The 21,463-nt window shown below is 73.5% G+C and carries 19 protein-coding genes and 1 tRNA gene; 13 read left to right on the top strand and 7 right to left on the bottom strand.

Annotation, left to right across the window (positions count from 1 at the left end; all coding sequences use genetic code 11):
* On the bottom strand, window positions 1–644 hold a 644-nt coding region (locus VGN18_RS20145; RefSeq protein WP_327541518.1), incomplete at its 3' end, for an ABC transporter ATP-binding protein.
* A gap of 197 nt (window positions 645–841) precedes the next feature.
* Here VGN18_RS20145 and VGN18_RS20150 point away from each other — a divergent pair.
* Together VGN18_RS20150 and VGN18_RS20155 are read left to right on the top strand one after the other, a co-directional pair.
* A complete protein-coding gene (locus tag VGN18_RS20150) occupies window positions 842–2,443 on the top strand; it encodes a sensor histidine kinase (protein WP_327541519.1) in 1,602 nt (533 codons plus the stop codon).
* Window positions 2,440–3,129: a response regulator gene (locus VGN18_RS20155; RefSeq protein ID WP_327541520.1), complete on the top strand. Its 690-nt coding sequence runs from the start codon at window positions 2,440–2,442 to the stop codon at window positions 3,127–3,129. Before VGN18_RS20150 ends, VGN18_RS20155 begins: the two co-directional genes overlap by 4 nt.
* 224 nt (window positions 3,130–3,353) lie before the next feature.
* Here the strand turns inward: VGN18_RS20155 and VGN18_RS20160 are convergent, their stop codons facing one another.
* Together VGN18_RS20160 and VGN18_RS20165 are read right to left on the bottom strand one after the other, a co-directional pair.
* Window positions 3,354–4,163, bottom strand: coding sequence for a C1 family peptidase (locus VGN18_RS20160; RefSeq protein ID WP_327541521.1), 810 nt, complete (start codon window positions 4,161–4,163; stop codon window positions 3,354–3,356).
* A gap of 137 nt (window positions 4,164–4,300) precedes the next feature.
* The gene (locus VGN18_RS20165; RefSeq protein ID WP_327541522.1) at window positions 4,301–5,242 is read right to left on the bottom strand and encodes a hypothetical protein; all 942 of its coding nucleotides are present in this window, start codon (window positions 5,240–5,242) and stop codon (window positions 4,301–4,303) included.
* A 165-nt stretch (window positions 5,243–5,407) separates the two neighbouring features.
* Here VGN18_RS20165 and VGN18_RS20170 point away from each other — a divergent pair, with 165 nt between their 5' ends.
* On the top strand, window positions 5,408–5,941 hold the full coding sequence (locus tag VGN18_RS20170; RefSeq protein WP_327541523.1) for a SigE family RNA polymerase sigma factor: 534 nt from the start codon (window positions 5,408–5,410) through the stop codon (window positions 5,939–5,941).
* Window positions 5,938–7,155, top strand: coding sequence for a hypothetical protein (locus VGN18_RS20175; protein ID WP_327541524.1), 1,218 nt, complete (start codon window positions 5,938–5,940; stop codon window positions 7,153–7,155). Before VGN18_RS20170 ends, VGN18_RS20175 begins: the two co-directional genes overlap by 4 nt.
* Window positions 7,156–7,229: 74 nt before the next feature.
* Here VGN18_RS20175 and VGN18_RS20180 read toward each other — a convergent pair.
* A tRNA-Gly gene (locus VGN18_RS20180) sits at window positions 7,230–7,303 on the bottom strand.
* Window positions 7,304–7,581: 278 nt separating this feature from the next.
* Between VGN18_RS20180 and VGN18_RS20185 the strand changes: the two genes are divergently transcribed.
* Genes VGN18_RS20185 through VGN18_RS20210 form a run of 6 tightly spaced genes read left to right on the top strand, consistent with a single transcriptional unit; the run spans window position 7,582 to window position 12,479 of the window.
* Entirely contained in the window at window positions 7,582–8,709 is a 1,128-nt protein-coding gene (locus VGN18_RS20185; protein ID WP_327541525.1) for a 4Fe-4S dicluster domain-containing protein, read from the top strand.
* Window positions 8,696–9,160: a cyclic nucleotide-binding domain-containing protein gene (locus tag VGN18_RS20190; RefSeq protein WP_327541526.1), complete on the top strand. Its 465-nt coding sequence runs from the start codon at window positions 8,696–8,698 to the stop codon at window positions 9,158–9,160. The genes VGN18_RS20185 and VGN18_RS20190 overlap by 14 nt, the downstream gene beginning before the upstream one ends.
* A 4-nt stretch (window positions 9,161–9,164) precedes the next feature.
* Window positions 9,165–9,980 carry an FAD/NAD(P)-binding protein gene (locus VGN18_RS20195; protein WP_349259979.1) on the top strand — a complete coding sequence of 272 codons (816 nt, stop codon included), beginning with the start codon at window positions 9,165–9,167 and terminating at the stop codon, window positions 9,978–9,980.
* Window positions 9,980–10,747 (top strand): hypothetical protein, encoded by a 768-nt coding sequence (locus VGN18_RS20200; RefSeq protein ID WP_327541528.1) that lies wholly within the window; start codon window positions 9,980–9,982, stop codon window positions 10,745–10,747. Before VGN18_RS20195 ends, VGN18_RS20200 begins: the two co-directional genes overlap by 1 nt.
* The gene (locus tag VGN18_RS20205; RefSeq protein ID WP_327541529.1) at window positions 10,744–12,033 is read left to right on the top strand and encodes a Ni/Fe hydrogenase subunit alpha; all 1,290 of its coding nucleotides are present in this window, start codon (window positions 10,744–10,746) and stop codon (window positions 12,031–12,033) included. The genes VGN18_RS20200 and VGN18_RS20205 overlap by 4 nt, the downstream gene beginning before the upstream one ends.
* The gene (locus VGN18_RS20210) at window positions 12,030–12,479 is read left to right on the top strand and encodes a hydrogenase maturation protease (protein ID WP_327541530.1); all 450 of its coding nucleotides are present in this window, start codon (window positions 12,030–12,032) and stop codon (window positions 12,477–12,479) included. The genes VGN18_RS20205 and VGN18_RS20210 overlap by 4 nt, the downstream gene beginning before the upstream one ends.
* Here VGN18_RS20210 and VGN18_RS20215 read toward each other — a convergent pair.
* The gene (locus VGN18_RS20215) at window positions 12,362–13,195 is read right to left on the bottom strand and encodes a class I SAM-dependent methyltransferase (protein WP_327541531.1); all 834 of its coding nucleotides are present in this window, start codon (window positions 13,193–13,195) and stop codon (window positions 12,362–12,364) included. The two genes, VGN18_RS20210 and VGN18_RS20215, sit on opposite strands and share 118 nt — an antisense overlap.
* 61 nt (window positions 13,196–13,256) lie before the next feature.
* The gene (locus tag VGN18_RS20220) at window positions 13,257–13,727 is read right to left on the bottom strand and encodes an allene oxide cyclase family protein (protein ID WP_327541532.1); all 471 of its coding nucleotides are present in this window, start codon (window positions 13,725–13,727) and stop codon (window positions 13,257–13,259) included.
* Window positions 13,728–13,857: 130 nt separating this feature from the next.
* Here VGN18_RS20220 and VGN18_RS20225 point away from each other — a divergent pair, with 130 nt between their 5' ends.
* Window positions 13,858–14,391, top strand: coding sequence for an NUDIX hydrolase family protein (locus VGN18_RS20225; RefSeq protein ID WP_327541533.1), 534 nt, complete (start codon window positions 13,858–13,860; stop codon window positions 14,389–14,391).
* Between the two features lie 11 nt (window positions 14,392–14,402).
* Window positions 14,403–17,930, top strand: a complete 3,528-nt coding sequence (locus tag VGN18_RS20230) for a helicase-related protein (protein ID WP_327541534.1) — start codon at window positions 14,403–14,405, stop codon at window positions 17,928–17,930.
* 3 nt (window positions 17,931–17,933) lie between these two features.
* On the opposite strand, the gene VGN18_RS20235 is transcribed toward VGN18_RS20230, so the two are convergent.
* Window positions 17,934–18,734, bottom strand: coding sequence for an MBL fold metallo-hydrolase (locus VGN18_RS20235; protein WP_327541535.1), 801 nt, complete (start codon window positions 18,732–18,734; stop codon window positions 17,934–17,936).
* Between VGN18_RS20235 and VGN18_RS20240 the strand changes: the two genes are divergently transcribed.
* Complete coding sequence (locus tag VGN18_RS20240) at window positions 18,733–21,417, top strand: ATP-binding protein (protein WP_327541536.1); 2,685 nt, start codon at window positions 18,733–18,735, stop codon at window positions 21,415–21,417. The two genes, VGN18_RS20235 and VGN18_RS20240, sit on opposite strands and share 2 nt — an antisense overlap.
* Window positions 21,418–21,463 lie beyond the last annotated feature (46 nt).

The following is a 21,463-nucleotide window of genomic DNA, read 5'->3' on the forward strand; positions in this document are numbered from 1 at the left end:
CGGTCGGCGAGGGCCACCGCCTCGTCCAGGTCGTGGGTGATGAACAGGACCGACGGGCGCGACTGCTCCCACAGCCCGAGCAGTTCGGTCTGCATGATCGCCTTGGTCTGCACGTCGAGGGCCCCGAACGGCTCGTCCATGAGCAGGATGCGCGGCTCGTTGATCAGCGCGGCCGCCATGGCGACCCGCTTGCGCATGCCGCCGGACAGCTGGTGGGGGTAGCGGTCCTCGAAGCCGGCCAGGCCGACCCGGCGCAGCCAGTCGCGCGACAGCTCGATCGCGTCCTTCCGCCCCATGCCGTTGAGCGCCGGCCCGATCATGACGTTGGCCAGCACCGACTTCCACGGGAACAGCGCGTCGCTCTGGAACATGTAGCCGACGCCCGGGGTGATGCCGCGGACGTCGCGGCCGCCGACCCGGACCGACCCGCCGCTGGGGGTGTCGAGGCCCGACACCTGCCCGAGGGTCGTGGACTTGCCGCAGCCGGTCGGTCCGACGATCGCGCAGAACTGGCCCGGCTCGACGGTGAGGCTGACGTCGCGGATCGCGGTGAACGGTTCGCCGGTGCGCGTCATGAACCGCTTGGTCAGGTGGCTGATCTCGATCCTGGCCGCATCGGCGTGCGCCGCGGTCGTGTCGACCATGTCGGCCCCTTTCGCTCGGTGCGGAGGGGCCGCTCGGTGGCCCGCTCGCTTGGTGAGGAGGGACGCTAGGTGTGGCCGCCCGGTTACGTCGCGGTTTCGCGCGCATCCCGCGTTTACCGCGTTGATCGGGGTTTTGCGCGTTCTGCGCGGGGCCCCATCTGTTGTTCCCGGCCTGGGGGGCGGTGACAATCAGGCCCGTGCACCGCTTCTCGACCCGCAAGTTGTCGACGCAGATCTTCATCGCCCAGCTGGCGATCCTGACCGCGACGGTGCTCATCGGCTTCGCGCTGTTCGCCCGCGTCGAGCGGTCACAGCTTTACCGCCAGTACGAGGCCCGGGCCGCCTCGATCGCGCAGACGGTCGCCGGCGTCCCGGCCATCCAGAGCTGCCTCGCCGGGCCGGGCAGCCCGTGCCCGGAATCGGTCCAGACGATCGCGAGCCGCATCCAGGCCGAGACGCACGCGTCCTACGTCGTGGTCATCGACATGAACCGGGTCCGGCACTCGCACCCGATCCCGACGCTGATCGGGCAGAAGGTAGCCGAGCCGATCGTGACGGCCGACGGTCACACGCACGTCGGTATCGACGACGGCAAGACCGGCCTGTCCGCCAACGGCAAGGCGCCGCTGTACACCGCCGACCACCGCATGGTCGGCGAGGTGTCCGTCGGCATCACCGAGAGCTCGGTGTCGCACGCGCTGTGGCGCGAACTGCCGTCCTACGCCGAGTGGTTCGCGGTAGCCCTGGCCGCCGGAGCGCTGGCGTCCTGGTTTCTCGCCCGCACGCTCAAGCGCAAGACGTTCGGGCTCGAACTGGACGAGATCGCCCACCTGCTGCAGGAGCGCGAGGCCACGCTGCACGGGATCCGTGAGGGGGTCATCGCGTTCGACCCGTCGGGACGGGTGTCGGTGGTCAACGACGAGGCGCGCCGGCTGCTCGGCGACATCGACGTCTCCCTCGGCGCCCAGCTCTCCGACCTGCTCCCGCCCGGCCGGCTCCGCGACGTCCTGGCCGGCACGGTGAGCGGTCCGGACGAGGTCGTCCTCACCGACGACTACTGCCTGACGGTCAACCGGCGACCGGTCGTCCTCGGCGGCCGGGACCACGGCGCGGTGGTGACCCTCCGCGATCGCACCGAGATGTCCGGGCTGCTGCGCGAGCTCGACGGCGTGCGGCGCCTGACCGATGCGCTGCGCGCCCAGCAGCACGAGTTCTCCAACCGGCTGCACGCCGTCACCGGCCTGCTCGAACTGGGTCAGGTGGACGACGCGCTGCTCTACCTCGCCGAGCTGCACGGCGGCGCGGCCGAGTTCGCCGACTCCCTCCGCGCCCGGATCGGCTCGCCCCTCATCATCGGGCTGCTGCTCGGCAAGGCGGCCGAGGCGAGCGAGCGGGGCCTGGCCTTCGAGATCACCGACGACACCTGGCTCGGCGAGTCGACCCAGAAGCTGCAGGCGCTGACGACGATCCTGGGCAACCTGGTCGACAACGCGTTCGAGGCACTCGCCGGGGTGGCCGGCGGGCGGGTCGTTGTCACGATCATCGACGACGACGGGGCGATCACGATCCGGGTCACCGACAACGGCCCCGGCATCCCGCCCGGTGACCGCGAGCTGATCTACCGCGACGGCTACACGACCAAGACCGGCGCCGGCCCGCTGCGCCGCGGCCTCGGACTCGCGATCGTGCACCGCCTGGTGCAGCGGCTGCACGGCACGATCGCGGTCTCCGAGGGCGCGGCACCGACGTTCGAGGTCCACCTGCCCGTCACCACCCCGGCCGTCCCCGCGGGCCGATGACACCGCCACCGATCCGCACCCTGGTCGTCGACGACGACTACCGGGTCGCCGCCGTGCACGCCGCCTACGTCGAGAAGGTCGACGGCTTCACCGTGGTCGGCCAGGCGCACACCGCGGCCGCGGCGCTCGACGCCGTCACCGAGCTCGACCCCGACCTCGTGCTCATGGACGTCTTCCTCCCCGACGGCGACGGGCTGACCGTCGTCCGCAGCCTCATGGACCGGGCCAGGCACCCGGACGTCGTCGTCATCACCGCCGCCCGCGACATGTCGACCGTGCGGACCGCCATGCAGCTCGGCGCCGTCCACTACCTCGTCAAGCCGTTCGGCTTCGCCGCGCTCAGCGAGCGGCTCAGCGCGTACCGCCGCCTGCACCTGCGCATCGCCGGCCTCCCCGGCGAGGCCGATCAGACCGCGGTCGACGAGTTGTTCGGCATCCTGCGCTCGCAACCGGCCAGCGCCCGCCGCCCGGCGAAGGGCCACTCCGCCCCGACGCTCGAACTGGTGCGCAACGCCGTGCGCACGGCCCCGGACGCGGTCTCGGCTTCGGACGTCGCGGAGAGCATCGGCATCAGCCGCGCCACCGCGCAGCGGTACTTGAGCTATCTCGAGAGCTACGGCGTCGTGCGGCTCCAGCTGCGCTACGGCTCGACCGGACGTCCCGAGCACCGGTACTCGCCGGCCTGATCAACCGCACGTCGCCCACACCGAGGGGGTGCATGCCTCGGCCGCGCACCGCCCGCCCCTGGCGGATGCTCCGGCTCGTCGTCATCGTCGTGCTCACGGCCACGGCGACGGTGGCCGTTGTCGGGTTGCGCCGGAGCACGACCCGGTCGTGCTCGGTGGACGCGACTGGCAGATCGCCACCTCGCGCCACGTCGCCTGAGCGTCGCGGCGTCGGGCCGAGCCGATCAGCTGATCATCGTGATCGTCCAGAAGTCCGAGGCCAGTCCCCGGTTGGTCAGGTAGTCGTACGGCATCGTGAAGTAGCCGTGCTGACCCCAACCGGTGCCCCAGGAGTTGCGGACGACGAACCGCTGCTGGCCGTCGTCGTAGCCCACCGCGAGGACAGCATGCCCGCCCAGAACGTGTTCGGTGCTCGCCGGCATCGGGACCACCCCCGACGCGGCGACCGCAGCGCTCTCGAAGCTCTCGTAGACGGTGAAGCCGAAGACGAACGGGTAGCCCGTGGCGAGGCACGCCCGCATGTGGTTCAGGTCGCGGGTCACCCGCGTGTAGGCGGCGGCCCGGTTGTTCAGCGCGTCGGTGTAGCACTGCGCGGACGGTTGCTCCCCGTCGCGGGCCCCGGGCGGGAACCGGCCACCGTCGGACGTCGCCGGGGTGTCGTCGTAGGGCCACTCGGACTCGGGGCACACCCCGAGCTGGTGGACGCTCTTCACGCCGTCGCGAATCGCGGCCCCGGAGTCGTTGCCGACGTGGCCCTCCATCGCCCGTTCGTTGTAGTAGATGAACAGGCGTGAGGGCATGAAGTCGGTCAGCCCCTGCTTGTGCAGGTCGAACTCGACGGCGGCGCCGATGGCGTTGGCGGTGCAGCTCCCGATCCGTCCCTGGTCGTAGACCGGCGGGCACTGGGCGGTGAGGTCGACCGACGACGGCAGTGCGGCCAGGGTCGGCGCCGCCGCGGCGAAGATGTGATCCCGCGTGTCGGGCAGGTCGGGTACCCAGCCGTAGCGGGCCAGTCTGCGCGGTGTCGAGGTCATGGCTGTTCTCCCCTGCTCGGTGAACGCGACAAGGACGTCGTCGGGGTTGAGGAGCAGCCGCGCGCGGCCGTGATACCTGGTGGAGGGGCTTTCGTAAGTCCGTGCCCCACCGCGCCGGCACTCGCCGACCGAGCCGGTCAGCCGTCGCCCTGAGCGCCGTCACCGCCCAGCGGTTGCCAGGCCGGCACGAACTGGTGAGCCGTGTGGTTCGGGTCGGCGAGCCGGTGCACATCCGCGCCGCGAGCCGTCGTGATCATCACCGGGCGGTCCCCGTTGCCGAAGTCACGCAGGAAGGCGAGGTGCCGCCCGTCCGGTGACCACACCGGGCCGAAGTCGTCGGCCGTCCCGAAGGTGATCTGGTGCGGGTGCGAGCCGTCGGAGTTCATCACCCAGATCTTCTCGTCCACGCCTGGATTGCCTTGGGCGTAGGCGATCTGGCGCCCGTCGGGTCGCCAGTCGGGTGACTCGTCGTGCGCGATCGGCGCGAACGTCAGCTGCGTCGCGTGGGCGCCGTCGGCCCTCATCACGAACACCTGCTCGACGCCGGTGCGGTCGCTGATGAACGCGATCCGCCGGCCATCGGGCGACCACGCCGGATAGTCGTTGTTCCCGCTGCCGGAGGTCAGCCGGTGCAGTCCCGACCCGTCGGAATTCATCACGAAGACGGCGTCGCTCGAGTCGCCCGGCAGCTGGCCGTCGAAGACGATATGGCTGCCGTCGGGTGAGAAATCGGGGAATGACGCGGACGCGACGCTCGTGAGCTGCCGGAGGTCGCGCCCGTTCGCCGACATCGACCAGATCTCGAACGCACCGCTGCGGTTGCTGCAGAACACGATGCGTCTCCCGCTCGCGGAGTAGGCCGGGCACAGGTCGGCGTACGGGCCGGAGGTCAATTGGCTCAGCCCGCTGCCGTCCGGACGCGCGGCGTAGATGTGGCGGCCGGTCGTGTCGGTCATGCCGAACGCGATGCGGCCGGGATCGCCCGGATAGGTCGCCTGGGCCGGCGCTGCGTGCGCGGTCGCCAGAGTGGCAGCGAGCGCACACGCGCTCGCGGTCGCGGTCAGTCGTCGGTACATCATGCCTCCGCTCGATCGGGTGCACGGCTTGCCCACGGCGACCGTGCCTCGGGGTCACCCGTACAGACGCGAATTCCGGGGAATCCGCTGCGGCCGGTCTTGCCGGGGGTCACGGACGGCAGCAGGCTGGGTCGCGCAGCGGATTTCGGTGATCCGGCGTCTGTACTGGTGACGGACATCGGGGCGGTGGTGAGCGTGGACCAGACGGTGCTGCTGGACGACTTCGTACGCGACCGCGCCCTGGAGCTGACCCGCTTCGCCTATCTCGTCACCGGTGATCGTGGCCGCGCGGAGGACCTCGTACAGGACGTCCTGTTCGCGATGCACCGGCGCTTCGGGACCAGCCTCGCCCTCGACGACCCGGCCGCCTACGCGCGCCGCGCCGTCGTCAACGCGCATGTGAGCTGGTTGCGTCGGCGACGAGTCCTGGAGGTGCCGTCCGAACGCCCGCCCGAGGTGGCCTGGACCGACGCCACGCAGTTCGACATCGTGGCGGACCGGACCTGGGACGCGCTGGCCACCCTCCCGGCCCGGCAGCGCACGGTCCTCGTCCTGCGCTACTACCTCGGCCAGACCGACCGCGAGATCGCGGCGCTGTTCGACTGCCGGGAGGGAACGATCCGCAGCCTGGCGGCCCGGGCGTTCAAGACGTTGCGTCCGGTGTTGCGCCCGGCCGGCTCCGCCGCGGAGGTGGCGCGATGACATCGCCGATGGAACGTGAGCTGACCCGCGTGCTGAAGGAGCGGGCCGCGTCGATCGAGGTGGCGCCGGAATACCGGTTGGAGCCGCTTCCGGCGTCGAAGGGCGCGAGCGACGTTCGGGCGCGGGACGTTCGTCCACGTCCTACCTGGGCGGCGTGGGTGACGAGCACGGCGATGCTCACGGCCCTGGTCGTGATCGCGCTCCTCGCCTGGACCCGCGCGAGCAACGATCATCGTTCGGAGCCGTCTGTCGGGCACTGCGCGATCACCGGCCCGACCCCGTTCGCCGCGGCACTGCGCGCCGGCGCCCTGCCGGCCGGCAACGCGGTCCTGGCCGCGGCCGGCGACGGCTCCCTGCTCGTTGCCACCGGACACGACGGGGCGACGAGCGCGGTCGATGTCCTGAGCCCCGTCGGAACCCGCACGCGGCTGTGGACGACCCGACCGGCCGACCGGGTCCGGGTGGTGGCCAACCCGTCGGGCGCGTTCGACGGGTCGACGGCCGTCCTCGTCCTCGTGCCGACGGGCGGCCACGGCACTCCTGAGATCATGGTCGTGGACAGTGGAACGCACTCCTCGGCATCCCTGACGGTCGATGCCGGCTACCGGGTCGGTACCGACACGGCGTCGGCGCCGGTCATCCTCCGCAGTGCGGTGAGCGTGCTCGAGACGTCGCTCGCCGCCCCCGCCCGCCAGCAGATCGCGCAGTACTGGGCCGACTCGGCCGTGCATACGCCGAGCGGTCGCACCCGCACCAGCGGTGTCCGGTCACTGCTCGCGGTGGGCGGCAACGTGATCAGCGTCCGCCCGTCGGCGGGCGGTCGGACCGTCCTCGACTTCGACCAGCCGGACTACCGGCCGACCTCGCTGCCACCCGCGGCCCAGGACGGCTATGCCTTCGCGAGCGACGGCACCACGCTCGAATGGCTGGCCGGGGCCGGCGACCTGCACTCCCTCTGGCAATGGGCGCCCGGCGATCCCGACCCGATCCGGCACACCGTGCCGTCCGGTTTCCGACCGACGCAGGCGATCGGCCGGCTCGCGGCCACCGACCCGGCCGGGGCGCCGCAGCAGATCTACGACACCGTGACCGGCCGCACCGTCGAACTGCCACGCGGCCTGACACTGCATTACGCGGTCGGCGGGGCGGTAGTGCTGACCACGGCAGCGGGCGGTTACTCACGGCTGCCGACGGCGACGCTGCTCGCCTGCTGACCGCCGCCCGGAATTCGTCATCGCCGAGTTCGGTCATTTCACGAAGAACGACCCGGCGCTTCGCGTAGACCTCGTGGAGCGGGTGACGGGAATCGAACCCGCACTGTCAGCTTGGGAAGCTGATGTTCTGCCATTGAACTACACCCGCAGACGCTCGGAACGATACCGGACCGGATGAGACGGGTCCCCCACGCATTAGGCCGAAAGGCAGTGGTCGGGGGCGGCCGGGGCGGTCATCGTGGGGGCATGCCGGGCGGCTCGTCCGGTCCAGTGTCGCGGGCGGGGGATCAGATCGCGCGGGGGATGCCCTTACCCCGGGCGTCACGTAAAGGGGCATCCCCTCCCCGCGGCACGATCCCCTCGACTGCTCCCGAACGGACCTTTGGTCTCTGCCGGGGCGCGGACGGGACGGGCAGGCTGACGATCATGGGTGACGCCGTCATCGACCGGGCCGGGCTCGACGCGCTCGTCGCCGGCCTGCACGCCGCCGGCTACCAGGTCGTCGGCCCCACCGTCCGCGACGAGGCCATCGTGCTGGCCGAGCTCGGCTCGGGGGCGGACCTGCCGGACGGGTGGGGCGTCGACGTCGGGCCGGGGCACTACCGGCTGCACCGTCGCGCCGATCGCGCGGTGTTCAGCCACTCGGCCGGCGCTCAGTCGTGGAAGCAGTTCCTGCACCCGCCGCGCCAGCCGCTGTGGTCGCTGGACGACGGCGAGTTCCGGGCCGCCGAGGCCGAGCCGACGCGCTACGCCTTCCTGGGCGTGCGCGGCTGCGACCTCGCGGCATTGCGCACGCTGGGCACGGTGCTCGGCGACGGCGCGCAACCGTCGGCCGGGTTCGCCCGGCGCCGGCGCGACCTGTTCGTCGTCGCCGTCGGCTGCACCGAGCCCGGCGGGCTGTGCTTCTGCGCGTCGATGGGTACCGGCCCCGAAACGGGTCCGGGCTACGACCTCGCCCTCACCGAACGGGTCGACGCCGACGGCCACCGCTTCGTCGTCTCCGTCGGGTCCGACGCGGGCGCGGCCGTGCTCGAGAGCCTGACCCACCGCGCCGCGACCGCGGCCGAGACCGCCGACGCCGCCGACGCGGTCGCGGCCGCGCGCGACCGCATGGGCCGGACGATGCCGGCCACCGACCTGCGGGCGCTCCTCGTCGAGAGCCGCGAATCCCCGCACTGGGGCGACGTTGCCGACCGCTGCCTCACCTGCGGCAACTGCACGATGGTCTGCCCGACCTGCTTCTGCACCACCACCGAGGACGTCACCGACCTCACCGGCGAGCACGTCGAGCGGTCCGAGCGGTGGGCGTCCTGCTTCGAGATCGACTTCTCCTACGTGCACGGCGGCAGCGTGCGGACCTCCGGCGCGAGCCGCTACCGCCAGTGGATCACCCACAAGCTCAGCAGCTGGCACGACCAGTTCGGCAGCTCGGGTTGCGTCGGCTGCGGACGTTGCATCGCGTGGTGCCCGGTGGGCATCGACATCACCGCCGAGGTCGCGCAGCTCGATGCGCTGCGCGCCGCCGCCGAAGGGAGCCCCGATGCCGACCGCTGACGAGCTGCTGGACTTCCCGGCCCTGGCCGGCCTGGACGCCGAGCACCGGCAGCTGCTGGCCGACCTCGCCGAGACCGTGACCCTGCCCCCCGGCGAGCGGATCTTCGAGGAGGGCCAGGTGGCGGACGCGTGCTGGCTGATCCGCACCGGACGGGTGACCCTCGACGCCGGCCAACCGGCCGGGCCGCGCTACGTCGTGCAGACGCTCGGGCCGGGTGACGTGCTCGGGTGGTCCTGGCTCGTGCCGCCGTACCGGTGGCAGCTCGGGGCCAGTGCGGCCGAGGCGGTGACCGCCGTGCGGCTCGACGCCGCCGCGATGCGCGCGGCCGCGGAGACCGACCCGGCGTTCGGCTACCCCCTGCTGCTCGGTTTCGTCACCGCCCTGCTGCCTCGCCTGCACGGCACCCGGGCCCGGCTGCTCGACCTCTACGGGAACCCCCGTGACCGCTGACCCGATGCTGCCGCTGCCCTACCGGGTGGCGGGGCGCGAGCGCGAGACGGGGGATTCGGTGACGCTGCACCTGGAACCGGTGGGGGCTCGCATCGCCCCGTTCGCACCGGGCCAGTTCACGATGCTCTACGCCCGCGGGGTCGGCGAGGTCGCGATCTCGATCAGCGGCGACCCGTCGCTCGACGGCGCCACCCTCACCCAGACGATCCGCGACGTCGGCGCGGTGAGCCGGGCGCTGTGCCGCGCCGACCTGGAGACCCGGATCGGGGTCCGGGGCCCGTACGGCCGGGGCTGGGGACTCGACACCGCCGCGGGTCGGGATCTCGTCGTCGTCGCCGGCGGGGTGGGGCTCGCGCCACTGCGCCCCGTTCTGCTCGGCGCGCTGGCCCGGCGGGCCGAGTTCGGCCGCATCGTGCTCGTCGCGGGCGCACGCACGCCGGCCGAGTTCCTGTTCCGCGACCAGCTCGCGCGCTGGTCGAAGCAGTCCGATCTCGAGGTGGAACTGACGGTCGACCGGCCGGCCGACGGCTGGACCGGCGACGTCGGGTTCGTCACCGAACCGCTCGGCCGCCTGACGATCGACCCGACGCGGACGACCGCGTTCCTCTGCGGGCCGGAGCCCATGATGCGTTTCAGCGCGAACGTACTTCAGGGTATGGGTCTACCGGCGGCCGACATCCGAGTCTCTCTCGAACGGAACATGAAGTGCGGTGCCGGTCTGTGCGGGCACTGCCAACTGGGCCCGCTGCTGCTGTGCCGCGACGGCCCGGTCGTCGACTACCGGCAGGCCCGGCCGTTGCTCGCGATCAGGGAGTTGTGATGACGTCTCCACCCACGCTCGCCGTCTGGAAGTTCGCCTCGTGCGACGGGTGCCAGCTCACGCTCCTCGACTGCGAGGACGAGTTGCTGACGCTGGCCGAGGAGGTGACGATCGCGCACTTCCTCGAGGCGTCGGTCGACGTCCGCCCCGGCCCGTACGACGTCTCGCTGGTCGAGGGATCGATCACCACGCCGGGCGACGTCGAGCGCATCCGGCGCGTGCGCGAGCAGTCCCGCGTGCTCATCACGATCGGCGCCTGCGCCACCGCCGGCGGCATCCAGGCCCTGCGCAACTTCGCCGACATCGACGAGTTCCGCTCGGCCGTCTACGCCAGCCCGCACTACATCGACACGCTCGCCACCTCGACCGCGATCGCGGCGCACGTGACGGTCGACTTCGAGTTGCGGGGCTGCCCGATCGACCGCGGCCAGCTGCTCGAGGTGATCTCGGCCTTCCTCGCCGGGCGCAAGCCCGACATCCCCGACACCAGCGTCTGCACCGAGTGCAAGCGCCGCGGGCTGACCTGCGTGACCGTCGCCCACGGCGAGCCGTGTCTCGGGCCGGTGACGCACGCCGGCTGCGGCGCGCTCTGCCCGGGGGTGAATCGCGGCTGTTACGGCTGCTTCGGGCCGATGACCGGGGCGAACGTCGCCGCGCTCGTCCCGCTGCTGCGCCGGTGCGGCCTGGATGACGGCGACGTCGACCGGGTGTTCAGCACCTTCAACGTCGCGGCGCCGGCCTTCGCCGACCGGGGCCCGCGCGCATGAGCGACCGCACGCTGACCGTGAGCTCGCTCGCCCGGGTCGAGGGCGAGGGCGCCCTGCACCTCGTGATCGCCGACGGGGCCGTGCAGACCGCGGCCCTGCAGATCTACGAGCCGCCCCGCTTCTTCGAGTCCTTCCTGCGCGGGCGCCAGCACACCGAGGTCGCCGACATCACCTCGCGCATCTGCGGCATCTGCCCGGTCGCGTATCAGACCAGCGCCTGGGCGGCGGTCGAGGACGCGTGCGGGGTCGCGCCCGACACCGCCGTCGGCGCGCTGCGCCGACTGCTCTACTGCGGCGAGTGGATCTCCAGCCACGCGCTGCACATCTACCTGCTGCACGCCCCCGATTTCCTCGGCTACCCCGACGCCATCGCCCTCGCCCGCGACCACCGGGCGGCCGTCAGCCGCGGACTCATGCTGAAGAAGGCCGGCAACGCGATCCTCGAGACGGTCGGCGGACGGGCCATCCATCCGGTGAACCCGCGCGTCGGCGGGTTCCACCGCGCGCCGACCGCAGCCGAACTCGCGCGCCTCGCCGAGCAGTTGCGGCCCGCCCTCGACGCCGCCCTCGAGACGGTGCGCTGGGTCGCCGGCTTCGACTTCCCCGACCTCGAACTCGACCACGAGCTGCTCGCCGCCTACGACCCCGCCGGCTACGCCATCGAGCGGGCCGACCACATCGCCACCGGCAGCGGCGCCCGGTTCGCGCCGGCCGAGTTCCTCGACCACGTCGTCGAACACCAGGTGCCGCACTCGACCGCCCTGCACGCGACGCTCGACGGCGGCCGCTACCTGACCGGGCCGCTCGCGCGCTACTCGATCAGCTCAGCGTTGCTGTCGCCCGTCGCGCAGCAGGCCGCCGCCGCGGCCGGGTTGGGCGCGACCTGCCGCAACCCGTTTCGCAGCGTCGTCGTCCGCGCCGTCGAGATAGTCCAGGCGCTTGACGAAGCGTTGCGCATCATCGACGGCTACGAGCGGCCGGCCGCGCCGGGCATCGAGGTGCCCCCGCGCGCCGGCGTCGGCCATGGCGTCTCCGAGGCACCACGCGGGCTGCTCTACCACCGCTACGAGCTCGATGCCGACGGGTTGATCCGACAGGCCACGATCATCCCGCCCACGTCGCAGAACCAGGCCGCCATCGAGCACGACCTGCACCGCATCGCCTCGGCCAACCTCCATCTCGACGACGCCGCGCTGACCCACCTCTGCGAGCAGACGATCCGCAACTACGACCCGTGCATCTCGTGCTCGACGCACTTCCTCCGCCTGACGGTCGAGCGCCGATGACGACCCGGGTCACCGTCATCGGCATCGGCAACGAGTTCCGCCACGACGACGGCGTCGGGCCGGCGGTCATCGCCGAACTGCAGCGGCTCGCCCTCGCCGACGTCACCCTGGTCGCCACCGACGGCGAGCCGACCCGGCTGCTCGACGCGTGGGAGGGCGTCGAGCTCGCCGTCGTGATCGACGCCGTGCCGGGTGCCGAACCCGGCCGGGTGCACCGGCTCGACGGCGACGCGGCCGCACCGGGTGGTGGCGGCACACACGGCCTGGGCCTCGCCGACGCGCTCCGGCTCGCCGAGGTGCTCGACCGTGCCCCGCAGCGGCTCGTCCTCTACGCCGTCGAGGCCGCCGACGTCGAGGTCGGGCCCGGGCTCTCGGCCGAGGTCGGGCGGGCCGTGCCGGTCGTCGCCCGCGCCGTGCTCTCCGAGCTGGCCACCGCCTTCTCGTAGACGCTCACGTGCCGGCGGGCGGCGGCGTCGTACGGCTCGCCCCGCCAGCCGCCCCACCGCTGGCGCAGCCGCAGGCCGGCGAGGCGGGCCATGAGGTCGAGCTCGGACGGGTAGCTCAGGCGCTGCTGGATCGGGGCGAGCCGGATCCCGTCGGCACTGATCCGCACGTGGTTCTCGTCGAGGATCTGCGTCGACGGGTCGTAGCGGCACACGTCCAGCACGACGTGGTCGACGCCGACGACCTCGGCGTCGACGTACTGGCCGGCCGGGCGGGCGACGTCGCCGGGCACGAGGCACTCGACCACGAACACGCCACCGGGCTCGAGGTGCCGGGCGGCGTTGTCGAAGCAGCGCACCTGGTCGTCCTGCGTGAGCAGGTTTGCGATGGTGTTGAACACGAGGTAGACGACGCCGTAGACGCGCCCTGTCGAGGTCGTGGTCATGTCGCCCATCGCGACGTCGAGGCCGGCTCCGTCGGGCTTCGCGCGCAGCCGGTCGACCATGTCGGGCGACACCTCGATGCCGTCGACCCGGACCCCGGCCGCGGCGAGCGGCAGCGCGATGCGGCCGGTGCCGATCGCGAATTCCAGCGCCGGCCGGTCACCGGCCAGGCCGGCCAGGAAGGCGACGGTCTCGGCCTCGTCGCCGCGCAGGTCGTCGTCGTAGCGCTGGGCGACGTCGTGCCCGAACGCCGTCCACGGATCGAAACCCTGCATCGCCACCCTTTCGCGCCGTCGACGTCGATCACCGTCCAGCGTCGGAGGGGCGTCAACGCAATTAGCGGCGCAGCGAGAAGACGAAGTCGTACTCGCTGCCCTGGGCGTTGCGGGCGTGCAGCCGCATCTCACCGACGGCGCCGCGGTAGCGGCCGGTGCCGCCGGTGACCGCGAGCGTCGAGTCACCGGCGTCGAGGAAGGGGCCCTCGACCACGATGGAGCCGCCGGCCAGCATCGTCGTCCAGGAGCACTCGTAGCTCACCCCGACGGCCGTCCGCACGCAGGAGCCGTTGTCGGTGCCGACCTGACGCGTGTTGCTCCGGTCGAACACGGGGTTCGCGAACCCCAGGATGTCGCCGACGCTGTCGCCCGCCGGGCCGGTGTCGGCGGTCGTGTCGCTCACCGCGTGCTCGACCACGGTGAACGTCCCGCCGGGGTGGGGCGAGCCCGGCGCGGTCGCCAGGGCGCGGCCGGTGAACACCGAGGCGGCGAGGGCCGCGATTGCGATGGGGACGACGAGGGAGATGCGCATGGCCGACGCCTTTCGACAGAGGATCCCGGGCGACCCCGGGAGGCCGACGCTAGCCCGCTGCGAGGCCCGGCCGACAGGGCCGGATCGGGCACCTCCCGCACAACCGACGTCCAACCGATAGAAAGTGAGCATGACCGAGGCGACGTCCGACACGATGAGCAGCTGGCTGTCCCGCGAGGAGCTCGACAGTGCCCGCGAGCGGCTGCCGATCCTCTACGTCGACGCCGTCCCGGTGCGGGTCGACAGCCAGGGCGCGCTGCTGCACGTCGCGCTGCTGCTGCGGGCGAGCGGCAAGGGCGAGATCACCCGCTCGCTCGTCTCGGGGCGGGTGCTCTACGGCGAGCGGGTGCGGGCCGCGCTGCTGCGCCACCTGGAGAAGGACCTCGGGCCGCTCGCGCTGCCGCGGGTGCCGCCCTCGCCGCAGCCGTTCACGGTGGCCGAGCACTTCCCGCACGAGGGCGTGACGCCGTTCCACGATCCGCGCCAGCACGCGGTGTCGCTGGCCTACATCGTCCCGGTCGAGGGCGACTGCGACCCGCAGCAGGACGCGCTGGAGCTGACCTGGTTCACGCCCGAGGAGGCGTTGATGGAGTCGGTGCTGGCCGAGATGGGCGGCGGGCAGGACGTCCTGCTCCAGCACGCGCTGCGTCACCTGGGCTGCTGAACAATGGGGCGGTGACGTCGGACGCGGAGCTCGAGGCGCTGGTCGCCCTGCGCGACGCGGCCTGCCAGCTGATCGCCGCGGAGTCCGACGACGACGCGCCCGACAACGCCCGCGAGGCGATCCGCCGCGAGGCCGCCGACCTCTACGCCGCCTACGTCGAGAGGTGGGGCCCGCTCAACCGCGGCGTGCTCGACGAATCCCGGCTCGACCCGCAGACCGGACTGCCGGCGCCGGTCTGGCGCCGCCCCGACCTCGGCGGCTTCCGGCGCGACCCGGAGTACCTGACCGTCCTCGCCCTGGAGGTGTTCGACCAGAGCACGGGGACGGCCGCACCGGCGCCGATCCTGCAGCGCCGCGTGCACGGCGGGGGCACGACGGTCGGCGGGGTCGCGAACGCGGTCGAGGCGCTGGCGGTCGGCGCGGGCGACGTCGATCTCGACCGCATCGCCGCCCTGGCCGGACTGCCCGACGCCGCCGCGGCCGAGCGCGAACTCGGCGAGCTGATCTTCCGCGACCCGGAGCAGGACGGTCGCTGGGTCACCGCGCGCGCCTATCTCGCCGGCGATGTGCGGGCCCGGCACGCGATCGCCGTTGCCGCGGCCCGCGACGACGAGCACTACCGGCGCAACGTCGACGCGCTGGCCGCCGTCGTGCCCACCGACCTCGGCCCGCTCGACATCGCCGTTGCGCTCGGCGCGCCCTGGGTGCCGGCCACCGACGTCGAGGCGTTCGTCCACGAGGTGCTGGGCGGGCGGGTGAAGGTGTGGCACCTGCCGTCGGCGGCGTCGTGGCGCATCGTGCCGCTGGGCAAGGTGCCCGCGCAGGCCTTCGGCTGGACGACGCACCGGGTGAAGCCCTACGACCTGCTCGCCGCCGGGCTCAACGGCCGCACCCCGATGGTGTTCGAGATCGTCTACGTGGCCGGCAAGCGGCACCGAGTCCGCAACCAGCAGGAGAGCCTGGCCGCGCAGGAGAAGCTCGCCGCGCTGCAGGAGCGCTTCCGCACCTGGATCTGGGAGGACGCCGCCCGCACCCGCCGCCTCACCGCCGAGTTCAACCGCCGGTTCAACACCCACCTGGTGCGCCGCCACGACGGTTCGGCACTGACCTTTCCCGGCCTCGCCGACAGCGTCTCCCTGTGGCCGTGGCAGCGCGACATCGTCGCCCGGATCATCGGCTCGCCGGCCACCCTGTGCGCGCACGCCGTCGGCGCCGGCAAGACCCGGTCGATGGTCGCGGCCGCGGTCACCGCGCGCCGCCTCGGGCTCGCGCGGAAGCCGCTGATCGCGGTGCCGACGCACCTCGTCGAGCAGACCGCGCGCGAGGCCAGGCAGGCCTTCCCGACCGGGCGCTTCCTGATCGCCGGCGAGGACGTCGGCAGCACCCGGGCCGAGCTCGCGGCGCGCTGCACGACCGGCGAGTGGGACGCGGTGATCATGTCGCACGGCACGTTCAGCGCGCTGCCGGTCGCGCCCGCCACCGAGGCGGCCTGGCTGGCCGAGCGGCGCGACGAGGTCGACGCGCAGGTCGCGGCCGGGCGCGGGGGCCGCTTCGGCCGCGCGGGGCTGCACCGCCGCCGCGCCGCGCTCGAAGCCCGCATCGAGGCGCTGGGCCGGGCCGACACCCCGGCCATCACCTTCGACACCCTCGGGGTCGACCTGCTGCTCGTCGACGAGGCGCACTACTTCAAGCGCCTGCCGGTCGTGTCGCGGCTGGAAGGGGTCTCGCTCGGCGCCTCGAAGCGCGCGGCCGACCTGCTGCTGAAGGCGCAGATCCTGCGGGCCCGTCGCGGGTCACGGCCGAGCCTCGCGCTGTTCACCGGCACCCCGTGGTCGAACTCGATCGCCGAGACGTTCGTGTGGCAGACGTTCGTGCAGCCCGACGTCCTGGCCGACGCCGGCATCGACACCTTCGACGCGTGGGCCGCGGTGTTCGTCGACTTCGAGACCGTCGTCGAGGTGACGCCCGACGGCGCCGACATCCGGCTCAAGCAGCGGCCGTCGCGCATCCGCAACGTGCCCGAGCTGCAGGCGCTGCTCGCCCGTTCGGCCGACGTGCTGCCCGCGTCGTCCCTGGGCCTCGACCGGCCGGAGCGCGACGAGGACACCGTCGTCTGCGAGCCCGGACCGCGCCAGCTCGAGTACGTGCGCAGCCTCGGCGCGCGGGCCGACAAGATCCGGGGCGAGTCGGTGAAGTCCGAGCCGGGCGGTGACAACATGCTGGCGCTGTGCGGCGACGGCCGCCGGGCCGCGCTCGACCCGGCCCTGGTCGGGGTCGCCGAGGCCTCGCCGAAGGTCGCCGCGCTGGCCGACGAGGTGGCCCGGATCTACCACGAGAACGCCACGCTGCGCCTGCCCGGCAGCGACGCCGAGGGCGTGCTCCAGCTCGTCTTCTGCGACCAGGGCACGCCCGGCCCGAACGGCCTGCAGACCTACGGACGGATCCGGATCGCGCTCGCCGAGCGCGGCGTGCCGCCCGAGCGGGTGCGCTGGGTGCACGCGGCCCGCACCGGCCCCGAGCGGGCAGCGCTGTTCGCGGCCTGCCGCGCCGGCGGGGTGTCGGTGCTCATCGGCTCGACCGACAAGGTCGGGGTCGGCACCAACGTGCAGGCCCGGCTGCGCGCGATCCACCACGCCGACGCGCCCTGGCGGCCGTCCGACATCGAGCAGCGCGAAGGTCGGGCGTTCCGGCCGGGCAACCTCAACCCGGTCGTCACCGTGCTGCGCTACGTCACCATCGGCACCTTCGACGCGTACATGTGGCAGACGCTCGAACGCAAGGCCGCCTTCATCGAACAGCTCGGCCGCACCGACCGCCGCGAGGCCGACGACCTCGGCGACGCCACGCTCACCTTCGCCGAGGTCAAGGCCCTCGCCGCCGGCAACCCGCTGCTGCTCGACCACGCGCGGGCCCAGGCCGAGGTCGCGCGGCTGCGGCTGCTGCGCGCGATCGACACCCAGACCGTCACCGAGGCCCGCCGCACCCTGGCGGCGGCCGAGCGGGACCAGGTGCGTCACCACCAGCACTCGCTGATCCTCGGGGCCGCCCGCGACCGGCTCGCGGCCCGCGGCCCGAGCGATGCGGTCGAGGCGGCGGTGGCAACGCTCGGCGCCCGGCTGCGCGACCCCGCGAGCAGCGACGACCCGGCGCCGGTCCGCGTCCCGTGGCGCGGACTGGGCGTCGAGCTGATCCCGGCCGGTGGCTGGCGCGCGTCCGACGGGCGCAGTCTGTCCGTACGTATCACGTTGTCGCACCGGCGGGTGGACGAGCTCGTGCTGCCGCTGCGCGGCGGTCGGCCACCGGGTCTGCGACGGGTGCTGACCGCGCTCGCCGATTGGGTCAAGGAGCTTGACCATCGCGTCGACGCCGTCGCCGAGCTGGCCGCGGCCGCCTACGACACCGCGGTCGCCGCCCGCGGGCTGATCGACACCCACCGCTTCCCGAGGCTGGACGAGTTGCTGGCGGCGGAGGCGAGGCTGGCCGAGATCGAGGTCGCGCTCGAGGCGGCCACCGACGGCCGCATCACCGGCGCGGCGTAGGCGTCAGACGGTGGTCGCCGCGACCATCCGCTCGAGGACCACCGGGTCGTGGGCCGGGATGACCGTGGCCCCCGCCGCCCGCGCCTCCATCAGCTGCGCGTGGTTGCCCGCGATCCGGGAGCGGTCCTGCCCGACCGCCTGCTCGAACAGCCGGATCGTGCGCCGCTTCGCCCGGTCGTCCTCGGGGTCGCCGGCCAGCGCGATCGAGCCGCGGTCGAAGACGGCGTCGCCGGCGTGCAGCAGCCAACCGCGATCGCCCGCGTCGACGCCGACGAGCGCGTGCCCGCGGGTGTGCCCGGGCATCGGGACGATGACGAGACCCTCGACGCCGGCCACCGGGTAGGCCTCGGCGAAGCCCTGCCACGCCTCGCCGCCGCCCGCGTAGGTGCGCATCGTCGGGCCGTGGCTCCACTGCACCTGCCGGTAGCGGCGGCGCTCCTCCAGCGACGGCGGGTGGTTCGCGGTCTCGAACTCGACCGCGGTGCTGTGCACGGTGGCGTCCGGGAAGTCGCTCAGCCCGCCGACGTGGTCGAGATCGAAGTGGGTGGTGACGATGTGCCGGACGTCCTCGCGAGAGAAGCCGAGATCCTCCACCTGGCGCAGCGCCGTCTCCGACTCGTCGAACCTCGCGTTGAGCAGGAACCGGGCCGGTCCCACCCGCGAGTGCTTCGCGCAGTCGGCCAACCCGAAGCCGGTGTCGACGAGCACCAGCCCGTCGTCGGACTCGCACAGCAGGACATGGCAGACGATGCGACCGACGATCAGCGGCGTCATCGTGCCGCAGTTCAGGTGGTGTACGCGCATGGACGACAACTGTGGCACGGCGCCGCTGTGCCGTCGCGCGGAGTCGGCGAAGGTCTCACTGTGCGTGCGGGCACGGTTCAATGTCGGCATGCTGGTCGAGCGGGCGACGATGCTGGCCGGCCTGGCCGCTGCCGTCGACGACGCGCTCGCCGGCCGGGGCCGGTTGGTCTTCGTCGGTGGCGAGGCGGGCATGGGCAAGACGTCGGTCGTCACGGCGGCAGCCGCAGCGGCCCCCGACGGGCTGCGCGTGCGCCGCGGGACGGCCGACAACATCACGACCGCCGCTGCGCTCGGCGCCGTCGTCGACGCCCTGCCGGAGCTCGCCGCCGACCTCGAGAGCGGCCGTCCGCGGCACGAGCTGTTCCGCCGCCTGCGCGGCCGGCTCGCCGCGCGGCCGACGCTGCTGGTGCTCGAGGACGTCCACTGGGCCGACGAGGCGACCCTGGACCTGCTCCGCTACCTCGGCCGTCGCCTCGAGGGCCTGCCCCTCGCCGTGCTCGCGACCTACCGGAGCGAGACGGTGACGCCGCGGCACCCGCTCGCGGTCGTGCTCGGCGATCTCGCGACGACGGCCGGTGTGGAGCGGGTACTGGTCCCGCCGCTGAGCGCCGCGGCGGTGGCCGAGCTGATCGGGGCGGCGGGCTCGGCACTCGACCCCGAAACCCTGCGCGCCCGCACCGGCGGCAACGCCTTCTACGTCAGCGAGGTGCTGGCGGCGCAGGGGGTCGAGCTGCCCGCGACCGTCCGGGACGCCGTGCTCGCGCGCGCCGGAAGGCTGTCCCCGCGGGCGTCGGACGTGCTGGCCGCGGCGGCCGTGCTGGGCCAGCCGGCCGACGCCCCGCTGCTCGCGGAGGTGGCACAGGCACCGGCCGACGCGGTCGACGAGTGCATCGACCACGGCCTGCTCGTGGCGGCCGACGGCGGTTGGGCCTTTCGCCACGAGCTGGCCCGGCTCGCGGTCGAGCAGACGCTCGGCCCGGCCGCACTGGCCGAGCTGAACCGTCGCACCCTCGCTGCGCTGGCCGCCCGCCACAGCGACGACGACCGCCGCCTCGCCCACCACGCGGCGATGGCCGGCGACCGGGCCGCGGCGAAGCGGCACGCCGTGCGGGCCGGGGATCGCGCCGCCCGACTCGGCGCCCACCGCGAGGCGGCCGAGCAGTACCGGCTGGCGCTGCGCTTCCTCGACGGCGGCGGGGCCGAACGCGACCGGCTGCTCAGCGCCCTGTCCTACGCGTGCTACCTCACCGACGACCTGGCCGAGGCCCTCGCGGCCCGGCTCAAGGCCATGGAGCTCGCCGAGCTCGACGGCGACCCGCGCGACCTCGGCCGGCACCAGCGCTGGGTGTCGCGGTTGTCGTGGTTCCTCGGCCGCAACGCCGACAGCGTCCGCTACGGCGCCCGGGCCGTCGCCACCCTCGAGCCGGGCGGCGATCATCCCGAACTGGCGATGGCCTACAGCAACCAGGCCCAGTTGGCCGTCCTCGCCGGCGACACCGCCGGCGCCGAACGGTGGGGCCGGCGCGCCCTCGACCTGGCGCGCCGCCTCGGCGACCTGGACACCGAGACCCACGCGTTGAACAACGTCGGCACCGCGCTGATGCAGGACGGCCACTGGCTCGAAGGACGGCAGCTGCTCGAGCGCAGTCTCGACCTGGCCCTCGCCCGCGACGCGCAGGAGCACGCGGCCCGCGCGTACACCAATCTCGGCAGCGTCGGCGACCTGGAGCGGCGCTTCGCCGAGGCCGAGGCCGACCTCGCGGCGGGCATCGCCTACTGCACCGAGCGTGACCTCGACTCGTGGCGGCACTACATGGGGGCGCACCTGGCGCACCTTCTCGCCGAGCAGGGCCGCCTCGACGAGGCCGGGGCCGTGGCGGCCGACGTGCTGCGGCACCCGCGGCTGGCGCCGATCACTGCCATCGTGGCCGGGACGGTCGCCGCCCAGGTCGCGCTGCGGCGGGGCGAGAACGTCGACGACCTCCTGGACGAGGTGTGGGCGCTCGCCCGCGGCACCGGCGAGGCCGAACGGCTCGTCCCGGTCGCGGCGGCTCTCGCCGAGCGCACCTGGCTGACCGGGGTCGGGGACCCCACCGAGGCCCTCGACATAGCCTGGGCCGCCACCGCCACCCACCCGCAGCCCTGGGAGGTCGGCGAGCTCGCCTGCTGGCGCGCTGTCATCGGGCTGCCGGCGTCGACCGACGCACCCGTCGCGGCGCCGTTCGCCCTGATGCTCGACGAGCGCTGGCTCGACGCGGCCGAGGCGTGGCGGGCGCTCGGCGCCGACCTGTGGCGGGCGCTGGCCCTCGCCCGCGTCCCCGCGCTCGACGCGGGGCGCAACGCCCTCGACCTCGTCGACCGGCTCGGGGCGCCCGCCGTGCGCGAGGCGATCCTGCGGCTGCGCCACGACACCGGCCTCCCCGTCCCGCGCGGGCCCAGGGCGGCCCGGCTCGCCAACCCGGCCGCGCTGACCGCGCGCGAGTCGGAGGTGCTCCACCTGCTCGCCGAGGGGCTGTCCAATGCCGACATCGCCGGGCGGCTCTACCTGTCGGAGAAGACCGTCGGCCACCACGTGTCGGCCGTGCTGCGCAAGCTCGGCGCACCGACCCGGGCCCGCGCCGTCGCGACCGCGCTCCGCACCGGGCTGCTCGCTCCGGCACCGGGGTCCGCGCCGCGAACATAGGGAATGCTCCCGATGTCCCACGCGGCCCGGCGCGGTGTGCTGGGTG

Origin of the sequence: Jatrophihabitans sp., assembly GCF_036000465.1 — a bacterium.
In the GTDB taxonomy this organism is placed as follows: domain Bacteria; phylum Actinomycetota; class Actinomycetes; order Mycobacteriales; family Jatrophihabitantaceae; genus Jatrophihabitans.